We start from the raw sequence: 13,109 nt of genomic DNA, 5'->3' as shown, positions 1-13,109 counted from the left end.
TTGGAGTATGTAAATCTCGATAACTGAGTAAAAGAAAATATTGATGAGTCAGAATATAGAAAAGTTACAGGATAAAATTAAGAAGGCGAAACTAGGTGGAGGAGAAGATCGAATAGCCAGGCAACATGAGAAAAAGAAACTTACGGCCCGCGAACGTATAGATTATCTATTAGACGAAGGTTCTTTTGAAGAAATGGGGATTTTGGTAACCCATAGAACTACCGGGTTCGGAATGGAAGACCAAAAATTTTATGGGGATGGCGTGGTAACCGGATACGGTACCATTAACGGAAAACTGGTTTATGTTTTCGCCCAGGATTTTACCGTTTTTGGTGGTTCTCTTTCAGAAACACATGCAGAGAAAATTTGTAAGGTAATAGATCTTGCGGTAAAGGTAGGAGCCCCCATGATTGGCTTAAACGATTCAGGAGGAGCCAGAATTCAGGAGGGAGTAAAATCTTTGGGAGGCTATGCCGATATTTTTCATAGAAATGTAAAAGCTTCAGGTGTAATTCCACAAATTTCAGCTATTATGGGGCCTTGTGCCGGCGGAGCTGTTTATTCGCCTGCCATGACAGATTTCACCCTTATGGTGCAGGATACCAGCTATATGTTTGTAACCGGTCCAAATGTGGTAAAAACGGTAACCAACGAAGAAGTGACTTCCGAAGAGCTAGGAGGAGCTTCTACCCACGCCACAAAATCTGGGGTTACACATATCACTTCTTTTAATGATATTGCCTGCCTGGAAGATATCAGGAAACTGGTAAGCTATATGCCGCAGAATAACAAAAAAGCACCGGAAAAACTTCACTATACAATGGGAGACGAAATTCGGGAAGAACTGGATAGTATTGTACCCGACAGTTCTACAAAGCCTTATGATATGCATGAGGTAATAAAGGGAATTATTGATACAGATTCGTTTTTTGAAATCCATAAAGACTATGCCGAAAATATTATTGTTGGTTTTGCCCGCCTGGGCGGAAGAAGTATTGGAATTGTTGCCAACCAACCCATGAGCCTGGCCGGGGTTTTAGATGTAGATTCGTCTAAAAAAGCAGCTCGTTTTACCCGGTTTTGCGACTGCTTTAATATTCCATTGTTGGTATTGGTAGATGTTCCGGGGTTTTTGCCGGGTACAGACCAGGAATGGAACGGTATTATTTTACACGGGGCCAAGTTACTTTATGCACTTAGTGAAGCTACGGTACCAAAAGTTACCGTAATTACCCGAAAAGCTTATGGTGGGGCTTACGATGTAATGAATTCCAAGCATATTGGTGCCGACCTTAATTTTGCCTGGCCAACTGCCGAAATTGCCGTAATGGGAGCCAAAGGAGCTAGTGAGATTATTTTTAGAAAGGAAATTAAAGAAGCTAAAGATAGTGAAGCAAAACTGGCCGAAAAGGAAGCTGAATATGCCGAGACTTTTGCCAATCCTTTTGAAGCTGCGCAACGCGGATTTATAGATGAGGTGATTATGCCACAGGAAACACGTAGAAAATTGCTGAAAGGTTTTAGTATGCTGGAAAACAAGGAGGTACTAAGGCCAGAGCGTAAACATGGGAACATTCCCCTATAAATTAATTTGTTTTTGTTTATTTTTAGAACAATTAACACATAAAGATTAAAGAATATGTCTAAAATTACTACATCAAATATAAAGCTTGAAAGAAAAAAGTTAGAGTTGGAATTTGAAATCGCTCATAGGGTTTATGAAGACGATATATTATTAAGCCAGGCTTACGATGAAACAATCCTTCCTGAATGGGAGTAATACATATAAGATTTTTTTTAAGTACCATTAAAACTTAGGTTTATTGGCAAGGCCAAAGGGTGTAACACCTCGAGGTAGTTTACTTAAATTTAAACCAACAAAAATGTGTCTTATCCTACTGTGGGACAGACCTGGCGTAAATATGTCATAAGTGTGTCGCAAGATTTTTCCAGGCTTCAGTATAGATTTGCTAAAACATTAAATGATATTTATGAAAGATAATGAGTTAGCAAATAGATTAATTGAACTAAGAAAAAGAAAAGGTTTTTCCCAGGAGTTTTTAGCAGAAGAATCCGGTATTAGTTTAAGAACCATTCAGCGTATTGAGAAAGGAGAGACCCAACCAAGAGGAGATACTTTACAACGCATAGCTAAAGGGCTTGGTGTAACATCAGAGGAGCTTATTGATTGGAAGTTAGAAAAGAACAGCTCTTATTTGGTTTTGCTTAATACTTCGGCACTAAGCTTTCTTTTCTTCCCAATTTTAGGTGTTCTAATTCCTTTGGTGATGTGGGTTTCTAAGAAAAATAATGTTCATAAAGTGGACGAATTTGGAAAGGAAGTAGTCAATTTTCAAATAACGTGGTGTCTTTTCATATTTTTATTTTACCTGTTAATTTTTGTTAGGATTATTTTTGATATTTCTATTTCGTTGCGTTTAAACCCGTTAGTGATTACGGCATATTTTGTTATTCTTTATATTTTGAATGTAACTTTGATTGTTTATAATTCAATTAGAATAAAAAAGTCCAAAAGCCCTAAATATTTCCTTAGAATACCATTTTTAAGATAATTTTCAAGGATACGTTAGTGTAGATTATATGAAATTCAATAAAGTTGTTTGTGTAGACCATACTAAACTTAAAGATTGGGCCATAGAGGAGCTCCAGGAATATAGTAGCGCTGAGGTTACCGTCTATAAAGATAGCCCCGATTCAGAAAAGGAACTTATTGACAGGATTGGGAAAGCCGAAGCAATTATCGTTTCCTGGAAAACACAAATCCCTAAAAGTGTAATTAAAAAATGCGGTCAGCTTAAATATATAGGCATGGCTTGCAGTCTTTATGACGATGAATCGGCGAATGTAGCCGTAGATTTTGCGAGGGAAAAAGGAATTAGCGTAAAAGGAATTTTTGACTATGGAGATCCCGGAGTGGTAGAGTTTATAATCTCTGAATTAATTCAATTACTTCATGGCTTTGGTGAAAACCAATGGCGTGAAATGCCGGTAGAGATCACCGGTAAAAAGATTGGGATTATAGGTTTGGGTACTACCGGTCAATTATTGGCGAAAGCCTTACTGGCCCTCAACGCCGATATTTATTATTTTAGCAGAACCCGAAAAAGGGATTGGGAAGCTAAAGGCCTTACCTATTTACCATTGGAAGAACTACTAAAAACTGCAGAAATAATCTCGCTACATCTTCCTAAAAATACCAGGATATTGGGAGCGAGAGAGTTTAAACGCTTAGGTTCAGGTAAAATCCTAATCAATACTTCATTGGGGCTACCTTTTAACGAAAAAGCTTTTGTTGATTGGTTAAAAATTGAGACTAATTTTGGGATTTTTGATGGGGATGGAGGTGCGTCACTTTCTGAAGCTGTAAAAGAGATGAGTGGACTTATTTCCTATCAAAAAAGTGCCGGCTGGACTGCCGAAACCCAGGAGCGTCTATCTAAAAAAGTACTGGAGAATTTAAAATCTTATTCCGGGTAATACAATCATAATAGCTTTCGTAAATTTGATAGGTTTTTCCTGTAACAATTGTTACTGTCTTAATTGAAAATTTGCAGTTAATTTGCATTTCGAAAAAAAAAGAAACTATGGAATGGATTTTTGAGCCGTGGCCCTGGTATATAGCAGGACCACTTATTGCTTTAATAATGTTTTTACTAATCTTTGTTGGTAAAGGTTTTGGGATGTCTTCTAACCTAAGGACTATGTGTACGCTTTGCGGCGCAGATTCTAAAGCCGATTTTTTTGATTTCGACTGGAAATCTCAACGTTGGAACCTTATTGTAGTTGTTGGTGCCATAATTGGTGGTTTTATTGCCGCAAATTTTTTAAGCAACGATCTTTCTGTGGCTATAAATCCAGAAACTATTAGCAACTTAAAGGAACTGGGCTTTAATAGTGCAGGAGAGGCTTATTTGCCTACCGAACTCTTTACCTGGGAATCTGTAGGTGGTATCAAAGCTTTAATCATTCTTTTAGTTGGAGGAATTTTAATTGGCTTTGGTGCGCGTTATGCCGGGGGCTGTACCTCTGGTCACGCAATTTCAGGTTTAAGTAACCTGCAATTACCTTCTTTAATAGCCGTAATTGGCTTTTTTGTAGGTGGGTTACTAATGGTGCACATTTTATTCCCGTTAATATTTTAAATTGAAATTATGAGAAGTGTAGGATATTTATTGATAGGTATATTTTTTGGAATCGTAATGTTTAAATCTGAAGCTGCTTCCTGGTTTAGAATCTATGAGATGTTCCAGTTTCAATCTTTTCATATGTATGGAATTATAGGTTCTGCTTTGGTTTTAGGTGTAATTGGTGTTCAGGTTATTAAAAGGAATAACCTAAAATCTTTTTTCGGCCAAAGAATCACTTTTATTCCTAAGGAGAAAAGTTTTAGCCGTTATATGTATGGAGGGATTATTTTTGGATTAGGTTGGGCGCTTGCAGGTGCCTGTCCCGGCCCCATCTTTACCTTAATAGGTGCAGGTTTTATGCCTTTATTAATTGTTTTTGCGGGAGCACTACTAGGTACTTTTTTATACGGCCTACTTCGTAAAAAACTTCCGCATTAAAATAAAATGTTTCCCGGCTATATTTTGAATTTAATTAGCCGGGGGGCATTAGGTGCTTTAATTTATTGGCACCGCCAAAGGGTAGAATACCCCGAGGCTTGCCTCGAAATTAAAAATTTGTTTCCAAAGAATGCCTTGTGGGCTTGCCCCTAGGTAGTTTACTTTTTTTCGGAAGAAATATAGAAATAGGGGAGTGAAATATGATATTTTACTACAATTAACCTAATGGCAATTACAATTATTGAGGTGGTGAGATATATAATATCCCGATTAACCTCCAAATCGTGCATAATAACAAAAACCAGTCCGCCAACGATACAGGCAGTAGCGTAGATTTCTTTTCTAAAGATAACCGGAATTTCATTACAAAGTATATCACGAATAACACCGCCAAAAGTACCTGTCATGGCTCCTATGGCAACACAAATTATAGGATCGAGATCATTTCTTATGCCTATTTCTACTCCGGTAATGGTAAAGATTCCTAAACCAATAGTATCAAAAAGAAATAGCGACTTTTTAAGATAATTAATTTTGTTCCGAAAAATTATGGCTAAAATGGTAACTGCTCCAATTAAATACACATAAATGGTATTTTCCATCCAGGTAACGGGAGTATTGCCAATAAGGGTGTCCCTTAGGGTACCACCACCAATGGCAGTAACAAACCCAATAATAAAAATTCCGAAAAGGTCCAGCCTGCGGTCCATAGCTGCCAGGGCACCGGAGATTGCAAAGGCTATGGTTCCCAGGATGTCTAGAATATTAAATAAGGTAAATTCCATTTACTTGATATTCGAGAATTAAAAATCCCGGGGCTTTTCCCGAAATTATAGGTTATAATACAAATGCTTGGCCTATCTTTTTGATAGACGATTTTAGGCAAAGGTATAGTTAATTATGAAAAGCTAAGAATTTTTTCTTTTTTTGAACCAAATCTATACCTTCCAATTATTATTGAATAGTAAAACTTAATTAGATTCGTGTAAGTTTATAAGGAAACTTACTACTTTTGTAACATAGAAAAACAATATAAAATGAGCGATAAACTAGAAAGAATAAAGACGTTGATTATAGGATCTGGCCCAGCTGGATATACTGCGGCGATTTATGCAGCAAGAGCCGATCTTAAACCCGTAATGTATACCGGTCTTGAACCCGGAGGGCAGTTAACTACAACCACCGAAGTAGATAATTTCCCCGGATATCCCGAAGGCGTAGATGGTCCAAAAATGATGATGGATCTGCAAAAACAAGCCGAACGTTTCGGAACCGAAGTGCGTATGGGAATGGTAACCGAAGTAGACTTTAGTGATAAGGTGGGCGGAATTCATAAAGCCTGTATAGATAATTCTACCTGGGTTGAAGCCGAGTCTGTTATTATTTCTACCGGCGCTACTGCAAGATATTTAGGTTTGCCTAGTGAACAACGTTTACGAGGTGGTGGAGTTTCTGCTTGTGCTGTTTGTGATGGTTTTTTCTATAAAGGTCAGGATGTTGCTATCGTTGGAGGTGGAGATACCGCTGCCGAGGAAGCGACCTATTTGGCAAACATCTGTAATAAAGTAACGATGTTGGTTCGCGGTGATCAAATGCGTGCGTCTAAAGCTATGCAGCATCGTGTAAATAACACTAAAAATATAGATCTTCGTTACCACACCGAAGTTGATGAAGTTATTGGGGAACAAGTGGTTGAAGGTTTAAGTATGCTGAATAAAGAAACCGGTGAAAAAGAGAAAATTGAGATTACAGGTTTGTTTATTGCTATTGGCCACAAGCCAAATACCGATATTTTTAAAGACAAATTAACGATGGATGATACCGGCTATATTATTACCGAAGGTAAATCTACAAAAACAAATGTACCGGGAGTTTTTGCCTCGGGTGATGTTCAGGATAAGATTTATCGTCAGGCGGTAACGGCAGCAGGTACCGGATGTATGGCTGCTTTAGATGCTGAGCGTTATTTGGCAGAAGTGGAAAGCGAAGAAGGAGAAGAAGTGAAAACTACCAAAAAAGTAGAAGCTTAATTTCTTGAAAAATTATAGTAAAAAACCTCACAAATCTATAAGAGCTGTGAGGTTTTTTTGTTTTTGGAATATGTTTGCCAATTAGTTCTACTAATATTCTAAACCGATTTTGGTTCTAACCTTATCTAATAAATCAATTAGCTGCAAGCTTTTTTTGAAAGTCATTTCGGTACTTTCGGTTTTGCCTTCACGCAACATTTTTTGAACATGTTCGGCTTCAAAATTATAACCGTTGGAGCTTACGTTAAATTCTTTGGTGTCTTCCAATTCAGGAGTTTGAATAGTGATACTTGTAGGTTCATGAAACCTTTTATGTAAGGTAAGTTTAGCATTTTCAAACTGAATGATGGCCGCAGTAGATGTTTGTTCTATAATAGAGCTGCGCAAATTGGCTTTAACATTTTTTGGATATTTAAAAACCATGTTGCATTCTTTATCTATGCCGGTTTCACTAAATATTGCCTGTGCTTCAATATCTTCCGGAACTCCCAATGCACTTAGCGCCATAAAAATCGGATAAACCCCAATATCTAACAAACTACCACCTCCCAGGCTTTTATTATAGAGTCGTTTGTCTAAATCTACCGGTGCAGGAAAACCAAAATCTGCTTCTAAGCTCTCAATTTTTCCATATTTCTCAGACTCAATTAAATCAAGCACATATTTAAAATGTGGTAAAAATTGAGTCCACATGGCTTCCATTAGAAAAACTTGCTGTTTTTGTGCCCTGGCAATCATTTCTTCTACCTGTTTTTTATTGATCGCAAAAGGTTTTTCGCATAAAACCGCTTTTTTATTATCCAGGCATAGTAATGTATGTTCATAATGGAAAACATGAGGAGTGGCAATATAAACCACATCTAATGCTTCGTCTGTCAGCATGGTTTCGTAGCTGGAAAATAATTTTGTAGCTCCATGTGTTTCGGCAAAACTTTCAGCTTTGGTTATAGACCTACTGGCTACCGCATATAATTCGGCACCTTCTACATCTTTTAATGCAGTGACGAATTTTCCTGCTATTTTTCCGAGGCCAAGAATGCCCCATTTAATTTTTTTCATCTAAAATATAATTTGTCTTTTGCCATCAATTTAATGAACGGCATTATTAGCGATATTCTTTTATTTTATGTTCGGGGGTTTTTATGAATAATTCTAAAATTAAGGCAAGTGCCATAACCAGTAAGCATCCCGCCAAATTAAGCCATAAGTAGGGCATTACATCTAAAGTAAAGATGACAATTATTATAAACTGTGTAATTATAGCCGCTATAAAAACAGAATTACTATTCACTTTTTTAATAAAAAAGGCCAGTAAGAAAATACCTAAAACATTGCCATAGAAAATAGAGCCAATAATATTTACAAGCTGAATAAGATTGTCGAATAAATTAGCAAAACTGGCAAAAGCAATAGCTATAAGTCCCCAAATAAGCGTAAACCATTTAGATGCTTTTACATAATGTTCATCAGATTTTTCTGTTTTTCTACTTCTTTTATAAAGATCTATAGAAGTAGTAGAGGACAAAGCATTTAGTTCTGATGCGGTAGAAGACATGGCAGCCGACAGGATTACCGCCAGTAAGAGCCCGATTAGTCCTCTTGGTAGATTATTAAGGATAAAGTGAATAAAAACATAATCTTTATCGTTGCTTTCTGCATCTTTATCTGAAGCATCTATTAATTTCCTCGCTTTTTGTCTGGTTTCCTTTTCAGAAGCCTGTAACGAAGCCAGGTTTTCACGGTATGCTTCATTATTTTCTTTATTGAAATCATTATTCTCTGCGAATGCTATATGAAGGTTTTGCTTTTTTTGCTGAATGGCATCGTGCTCCTGCATTAAATCTTCGTATTGCCGGCCATAATCTGAATTCAAAACGGTTTCGGTAGCCGCAGGATTAAAATTAAGCGGGGCATTGTTAAACTGATAAAATACAAAAACCATCACGCCCACAAGCAAAATAAAGAACTGTAGAGGTACTTTTAGCATAGCGTTCATAATCATTCCCATTCTACTCTCTTTAACCGACTTACCGCCTAAATAGCGTTGTACCTGGCTTTGGTCTGTTCCGAAATAAGAAAGGGCCAAAAAACCACCTCCAATAATTCCGCTCCAAAAAGTATAGCGGTTTTCAAAGTCGAATGAAAAATCTAAAATTTCCATTTTACCACTGGCACCGGCAATTTCTAATGCATTGCTAAAGTTTATGTTTTCGGGAAGGTAACTTAGAATAATAAAGAATGCTGCAAACATCCCGGTTAAGATCACGGCCATTTGCTGTTTGTGGGTAACATTTACAGCTTTAGTGCCCCCTGCAACCGTATAAATAATAACAAGCGAACCTATAAGTACAGTAAGGCCAGAAAGGTTCCAGCCCAAAACAGCCGATAAGATTATGGCCGGAGCAAATATGGTGAGCCCGGCTGCCAATCCTCGTTGAATTAAAAATAAAATAGCGGTTAGTGTTCTGGTTTTTCTATCGAAACGAGATTCTAAATATTCGTAGGCGGTATAAACATTCAGCCTTTTATAAATGGGAATAAAAAACATACAAATAACCACCATGGCCAGGGGCAGCCCAAAGTAAAACTGCACAAAGCCCATTCCGTCGTTAAAAGCCTGCCCAGGAGTAGAAAGAAAGGTGATTGCACTGGCTTGCGTGGCCATGGTAGAGAGCCCAATGGTCCACCAGCGGGTTTCACTTCCACCGCCAATAAAATTGCGGGCACCTTTATCATTTTTTGTTTTATATACGCCGTATGCCACAATAAAGGCCAGGGTACCAAAAAGAATTAACCAGTCTATTAATTGCATATTATGAGAATAGGGACATGATGAAATAAAAAATTAGAATATAAGCAGCATTGGCTAGAAGAACCATGGTATAGGATTTATTCCATGTAAATTTTTCGGGTTTTTTCATTATTTTCCAATTGAAATCATATTAGCAAAAAGCCTGTAAGCACCAGCTACTCCAGCGGGGAATTGCCTAAAAAAGCTTAATCCGGTATAAATAAAATAACCTTCTCCATATTGCGCAACCAGTAAACTTCCATTTTTAGGAGACTCGTTTTCGTCTTGCATAGATAGGATAGGGGTAAACTCCTCGCTCCAGGAATCCGGAAAATAAAGTCCGCGCTCCTGAACCCAATTATCAAAATCATTTTTGGTGATTTTATTGGGAAAATTTAAAACCGGATGATTTTCGGCTAAAAACCTAACTTCAGCGGTTTCATCGGTTACACGATCGCGAGATAATTCTAATGGGAAGGGAGCTATTTTATTGGTAACCAAACCGCGACTGGTATTGTATTGTACAATTAAATTTCCGCCACTTTTTACATAATCAAAAAGTATTTGTTGCTTGAATTTTAAGTCTTTAAGCGTGTTTAATGCACGAATCCCCAGGACGATAGCATCGTATTTTTCTAAGGAAGAAGCGGAAATTGAAGCCGCATTTAATTTTTCTACACTATAGCCTATTTGCTCTAAACTTTCGGGAACCACATCGCCCGCGCCTTCAATATAACCAAGGAGTTTTCCTTTTTTTTCAATCTCTAAACGAGCAACTTTTAATTTTGAAGGAGTTACCAGGTTTTGCTTTGGAATATGTTTGTAGTCTATGGTGATTAATTTTTCTGAAAATTCCTTTCCGTTCACCAGGGCCGTGGGACTAATAAATGTTTCGTTTTGATTTTTGGGCGGAATAACCTGAAAAGAATGTATTTGAGTGCTACCTTTTTGTTGAAGCTGAAATTTTTGTTCTTCAGGTTTTATAGTCCAGCCTTCTCCGGCCGAAAGACTAACTTCTCCCTGTACATTTGCTTTTCCCGAAGTAAGTTTTACCGAAATTTTTTTGGGTTCGGCATTTTCAAAAATTACAATCTCGTCTTCAAACGAAATAGAAACCTCGGGTATCACCTCAAATGCCTGGTAGGTTTCTCCAAACACAGGGTCGTTGAATTTATAAACTATTGGCCTTTCAAAAGTTAGGCTAAGTCCATTAAAATCTAGTTGAAAAAGACTTTTGCTAAGTTCAGGTGTTTCTGGAAGTCCTCTTAATTGCTGGTCTTTTACTATATACATTCCGTTATTGGCAGTTTCTTTTAACCAATATGGCGTGGTGTATGGCGTGTTTTTAGGGATTTTTAGGCTTACTTCACTGTGCCAGGCGGTATTATTTTTCAAGTTTATTTGGGGGTGGGTTTTGGTGTTATTCGGACTTAATTCTACAGAATTTAAACTAATTGGAAAATCACTTCTATTTATCGCTTCTAGTTTTACCTGAACACTATCTTGCGGTGTAGCCGAAGCCCGGCTGGCTACTGCCTCTAAAAATAAGCCTGCGCTTGCATAGATAATGTCTTTAATTTCTTTGGTTTTTTGTTCTCGCCAGTGCTTATTGGGAAGTTTCTGTATTAAAGTATAAGCCTCTAAAAGTTTTGGCAAACTAGCTGCGGGATCTTTAAAATTGAAATCTTTTTCAACCTGGGTTAGGATTTCACCAATGGCTTTACCACCTTCTAGCTTATTCCAGGAGGTATCAATGTTTTTAAACACATTTTGTGACCGGAGGGTATCCCCTTTAATAGGTTCTAAGTATTCCATTTGACTGCCCCGCGAACCCGTACTCCCAAAGCCCTGAGATTGGTGTTGACTTCGGCTTAAAGAAGAAATTTCTGGATTTGATAGCCCTAGAAGTGGGAAATAGGTTCCGGTATCAAAGCTTATAAATTGGTTTTTATTGGCTTCTTCAAAAGCTTCCTGGCCGCCATAAAACCAGGGGGAAGTATTAAAATAAACGCGTTTAGATTGATGGGGTTTGGTAAATTCTAACTGTTCGTGGAATTTGGCCGGATTTGCTGCCGCTTCAAAAGCTTCCAGGCTTAATAAAGCAGAAGATGTATGATGCCCGTGGGTGGTACCCGGAGTTCTATGATCAAACCTATTAATTATAATATCGGGTTTAAAATTTCTAATAATCCATACCATATCTGCAAGTACTTTTTCTTTATCCCATATTTTTAGAGTTTCTACCGGGGTTTTAGAATAGCCAAAATCGTTAGCGCGGGTAAAAAATTGTTCGCCACCGTCTATTCGTCTGGCTGCAAGCAATTCCTGGGTTCTAATTACGCCTAATTGTTCTCTTAATTCGGACCCAATAAGATTTTGGCCTCCATCGCCCCGGGTTAAAGAGAGGTAGGCAGTTCTTGCATTTTTCTCGTTAGAAAAATAGGAGATTAAGCGAGTATTTTCGTCATCTGGATGAGCGCCAATATATAAGACAGATCCCAGGAAGTTTAGTTTCTTTATTTTCTGAAAAATTTCAGAAGCATTTAATTTTTCGGGTTGCTGTGCGTGTATATTCAGCAAAAAAAAGCAGCAAAGTAAACTAAGTAAGTTACGCATAAATCTTAAGGCAGTTAAATGAGGTTACCAAATATAAAAACTTTAGCCGCCTGAAGATAAGATTTTACCGGATAATAGGAGGTAAATGTCTGGGAACTTTCATTAAATTTAATATTTGTTTGTTATAAAGCAGGAGCTTAAGCCTAAGATCTTAAGTTTTTGAGTTAAACGATTTAAAAACGTTTTTTGAACTTTTTCAGGTAGCAAAATATCGTTGAATTATTGGTGACCTAAGTTGAAAAGAGTGCTTTTAATAAAAATTACAGGCTGCTTTTACCTTCATCAAGAAAAACGTCTTTGGCCACCAGGGATACTGCTTTTTGTAAAATAAGGTTATTGGGGTATGTGATAAGTTCACCGTCTAATGTCCTGAGGTGTAAATGAAAAGCCTTTATGTCTTCAATAACAGCTTCAACAGGTAGGTCTTTGTCATGAATCTTTATTTTATCCCCAATTTTATATGGGAAAGAAAAGAATAGAATAATCCCCGAAGTAATATTACTCAGTATAGACCAGATGGCAAAAAGTGCTACTCCCAGCACTGCAAAAACCGAAGAAAAGATAAGGGAGATTTCTGTAAGGCCAACCCCCCAGGCTAATGAAAGTAAGAATACAGCAATAAGTAGAATTAAAATATTAATATACTTGAACATTAGCCTGGTTCTCGTAAAATTAATTTCACTGCGTTTCCCTACTTTATGGGCTGCTTTTTTTAAAAGAAATTGAACAATTAATAAAACAAAAATGGTGGCTACCGTATAGGAGATTTCGGTTTTATATATTGAAAACACTTCGTACATAATTTATACTAAATTTTGATACAAAGTTAATCTAAAAAGCCAGTTCTAAATAGAAATAGAAGAAACAATTTTTTAAATTATTAGCGTGAATTATAAGTTAATGTGAATGAGTTTAAATTGCTCGTATTTAGCTATTTGTATTAGTTGATGTGCGTGTCTTATTTGTTTTTTATAGCTTGAACCTATTCATGAACGATGGTGTTTTGTATACTTTCAATTATAATACAGAAGCTCGATTTTTAGGTGGCTAGTATATGCAGATTAATGAAGTATAGCTAACAAAGTA

Annotated in this window: 12 protein-coding genes; 7 read left to right on the top strand and 5 right to left on the bottom strand. The window is 37.1% G+C overall.

Features of this window, described 5'->3' with window-relative positions:
• Window positions 1-43 precede the first annotated feature (43 nt).
• From I6U49_RS01490 to I6U49_RS01465, 6 genes are all read left to right on the top strand, one after another.
• Window positions 44-1,585, top strand: a complete 1,542-nt coding sequence (locus I6U49_RS01490; protein WP_198627306.1) for an acyl-CoA carboxylase subunit beta — start codon at window positions 44-46, stop codon at window positions 1,583-1,585.
• Between the two features lie 54 nt (window positions 1,586-1,639).
• The gene (locus I6U49_RS01485; protein WP_193709735.1) at window positions 1,640-1,780 is read left to right on the top strand and encodes a hypothetical protein; all 141 of its coding nucleotides are present in this window, start codon (window positions 1,640-1,642) and stop codon (window positions 1,778-1,780) included.
• Window positions 1,781-1,991: 211 nt separating this feature from the next.
• Window positions 1,992-2,573 carry a helix-turn-helix domain-containing protein gene (locus tag I6U49_RS01480; RefSeq protein WP_198627305.1) on the top strand — a complete coding sequence of 194 codons (582 nt, stop codon included), beginning with the start codon at window positions 1,992-1,994 and terminating at the stop codon, window positions 2,571-2,573.
• A 28-nt stretch (window positions 2,574-2,601) separates the two neighbouring features.
• Window positions 2,602-3,498 (top strand): NAD(P)-dependent oxidoreductase, encoded by an 897-nt coding sequence (locus I6U49_RS01475; RefSeq protein ID WP_198627304.1) that lies wholly within the window; start codon window positions 2,602-2,604, stop codon window positions 3,496-3,498.
• Between the two features lie 107 nt (window positions 3,499-3,605).
• The gene (locus I6U49_RS01470) at window positions 3,606-4,163 is read left to right on the top strand and encodes a YeeE/YedE family protein (protein WP_193709732.1); all 558 of its coding nucleotides are present in this window, start codon (window positions 3,606-3,608) and stop codon (window positions 4,161-4,163) included.
• Between the two features lie 9 nt (window positions 4,164-4,172).
• Entirely contained in the window at window positions 4,173-4,586 is a 414-nt protein-coding gene (locus I6U49_RS01465; RefSeq protein WP_198627303.1) for a DUF6691 family protein, read from the top strand.
• Between the two features lie 158 nt (window positions 4,587-4,744).
• Here I6U49_RS01465 and I6U49_RS01460 read toward each other — a convergent pair whose 3' ends face one another.
• Entirely contained in the window at window positions 4,745-5,371 is a 627-nt protein-coding gene (locus I6U49_RS01460; protein ID WP_193709730.1) for a trimeric intracellular cation channel family protein, read from the bottom strand.
• A 252-nt stretch (window positions 5,372-5,623) separates the two neighbouring features.
• Between I6U49_RS01460 and trxB the strand changes: the two genes are divergently transcribed.
• Window positions 5,624-6,616 (top strand): thioredoxin-disulfide reductase, encoded by a 993-nt coding sequence (gene trxB, locus I6U49_RS01455; protein ID WP_198627302.1) that lies wholly within the window; start codon window positions 5,624-5,626, stop codon window positions 6,614-6,616.
• A 90-nt stretch (window positions 6,617-6,706) separates the two neighbouring features.
• Here trxB and I6U49_RS01450 read toward each other — a convergent pair whose 3' ends face one another.
• The 4 genes from I6U49_RS01450 to I6U49_RS01435 all read right to left on the bottom strand — a co-directional run bounded on the left by I6U49_RS01450 (window position 6,707) and on the right by I6U49_RS01435 (window position 12,823).
• A complete protein-coding gene (locus I6U49_RS01450; RefSeq protein ID WP_198627301.1) occupies window positions 6,707-7,675 on the bottom strand; it encodes a Gfo/Idh/MocA family protein in 969 nt (322 codons plus the stop codon).
• A 46-nt stretch (window positions 7,676-7,721) separates the two neighbouring features.
• The gene (locus tag I6U49_RS01445) at window positions 7,722-9,428 is read right to left on the bottom strand and encodes a sodium:solute symporter (protein WP_198627300.1); all 1,707 of its coding nucleotides are present in this window, start codon (window positions 9,426-9,428) and stop codon (window positions 7,722-7,724) included.
• Window positions 9,429-9,536: 108 nt separating this feature from the next.
• Window positions 9,537-12,023, bottom strand: coding sequence for a PIG-L family deacetylase (locus tag I6U49_RS01440; RefSeq protein ID WP_198627299.1), 2,487 nt, complete (start codon window positions 12,021-12,023; stop codon window positions 9,537-9,539).
• Window positions 12,024-12,283: 260 nt separating this feature from the next.
• Window positions 12,284-12,823, bottom strand: a complete 540-nt coding sequence (locus I6U49_RS01435) for a mechanosensitive ion channel domain-containing protein (RefSeq protein ID WP_198627298.1) — start codon at window positions 12,821-12,823, stop codon at window positions 12,284-12,286.
• Window positions 12,824-13,109: the final 286 nt, after the last annotated feature.

The organism is Salegentibacter maritimus, assembly GCF_016236915.1.
GTDB classification, from domain to species: domain Bacteria; phylum Bacteroidota; class Bacteroidia; order Flavobacteriales; family Flavobacteriaceae; genus Salegentibacter; species Salegentibacter maritimus.
This window is presented reverse-complemented; position numbering and strand designations above follow the sequence as displayed.

Bases quoted from the DNA above. Each gene is read 5' to 3' on its own strand.
- I6U49_RS01490 (WP_198627306.1), top strand. From the start codon at position 44: ATGAGTCAGAATATAGAAAAGTTACAGGATAAAATTAAGAAGGCGAAA.
- I6U49_RS01485 (WP_193709735.1), top strand. From the start codon at position 1,640: ATGTCTAAAATTACTACATCAAATATAAAGCTTGAAAGAAAAAAGTTA.
- I6U49_RS01480 (WP_198627305.1), top strand. From the start codon at position 1,992: ATGAAAGATAATGAGTTAGCAAATAGATTAATTGAACTAAGAAAAAGA.
- I6U49_RS01475 (WP_198627304.1), top strand. From the start codon at position 2,602: ATGAAATTCAATAAAGTTGTTTGTGTAGACCATACTAAACTTAAAGAT.
- I6U49_RS01470 (WP_193709732.1), top strand. From the start codon at position 3,606: ATGGAATGGATTTTTGAGCCGTGGCCCTGGTATATAGCAGGACCACTT.
- I6U49_RS01465 (WP_198627303.1), top strand. From the start codon at position 4,173: ATGAGAAGTGTAGGATATTTATTGATAGGTATATTTTTTGGAATCGTA.
- I6U49_RS01460 (WP_193709730.1), bottom strand. From the start codon at position 5,371: ATGGAATTTACCTTATTTAATATTCTAGACATCCTGGGAACCATAGCC.
- trxB (WP_198627302.1), top strand. From the start codon at position 5,624: ATGAGCGATAAACTAGAAAGAATAAAGACGTTGATTATAGGATCTGGC.
- I6U49_RS01450 (WP_198627301.1), bottom strand. From the start codon at position 7,675: ATGAAAAAAATTAAATGGGGCATTCTTGGCCTCGGAAAAATAGCAGGA.
- I6U49_RS01445 (WP_198627300.1), bottom strand. From the start codon at position 9,428: ATGCAATTAATAGACTGGTTAATTCTTTTTGGTACCCTGGCCTTTATT.
- I6U49_RS01440 (WP_198627299.1), bottom strand. From the start codon at position 12,023: ATGCGTAACTTACTTAGTTTACTTTGCTGCTTTTTTTTGCTGAATATA.
- I6U49_RS01435 (WP_198627298.1), bottom strand. From the start codon at position 12,823: ATGTACGAAGTGTTTTCAATATATAAAACCGAAATCTCCTATACGGTA.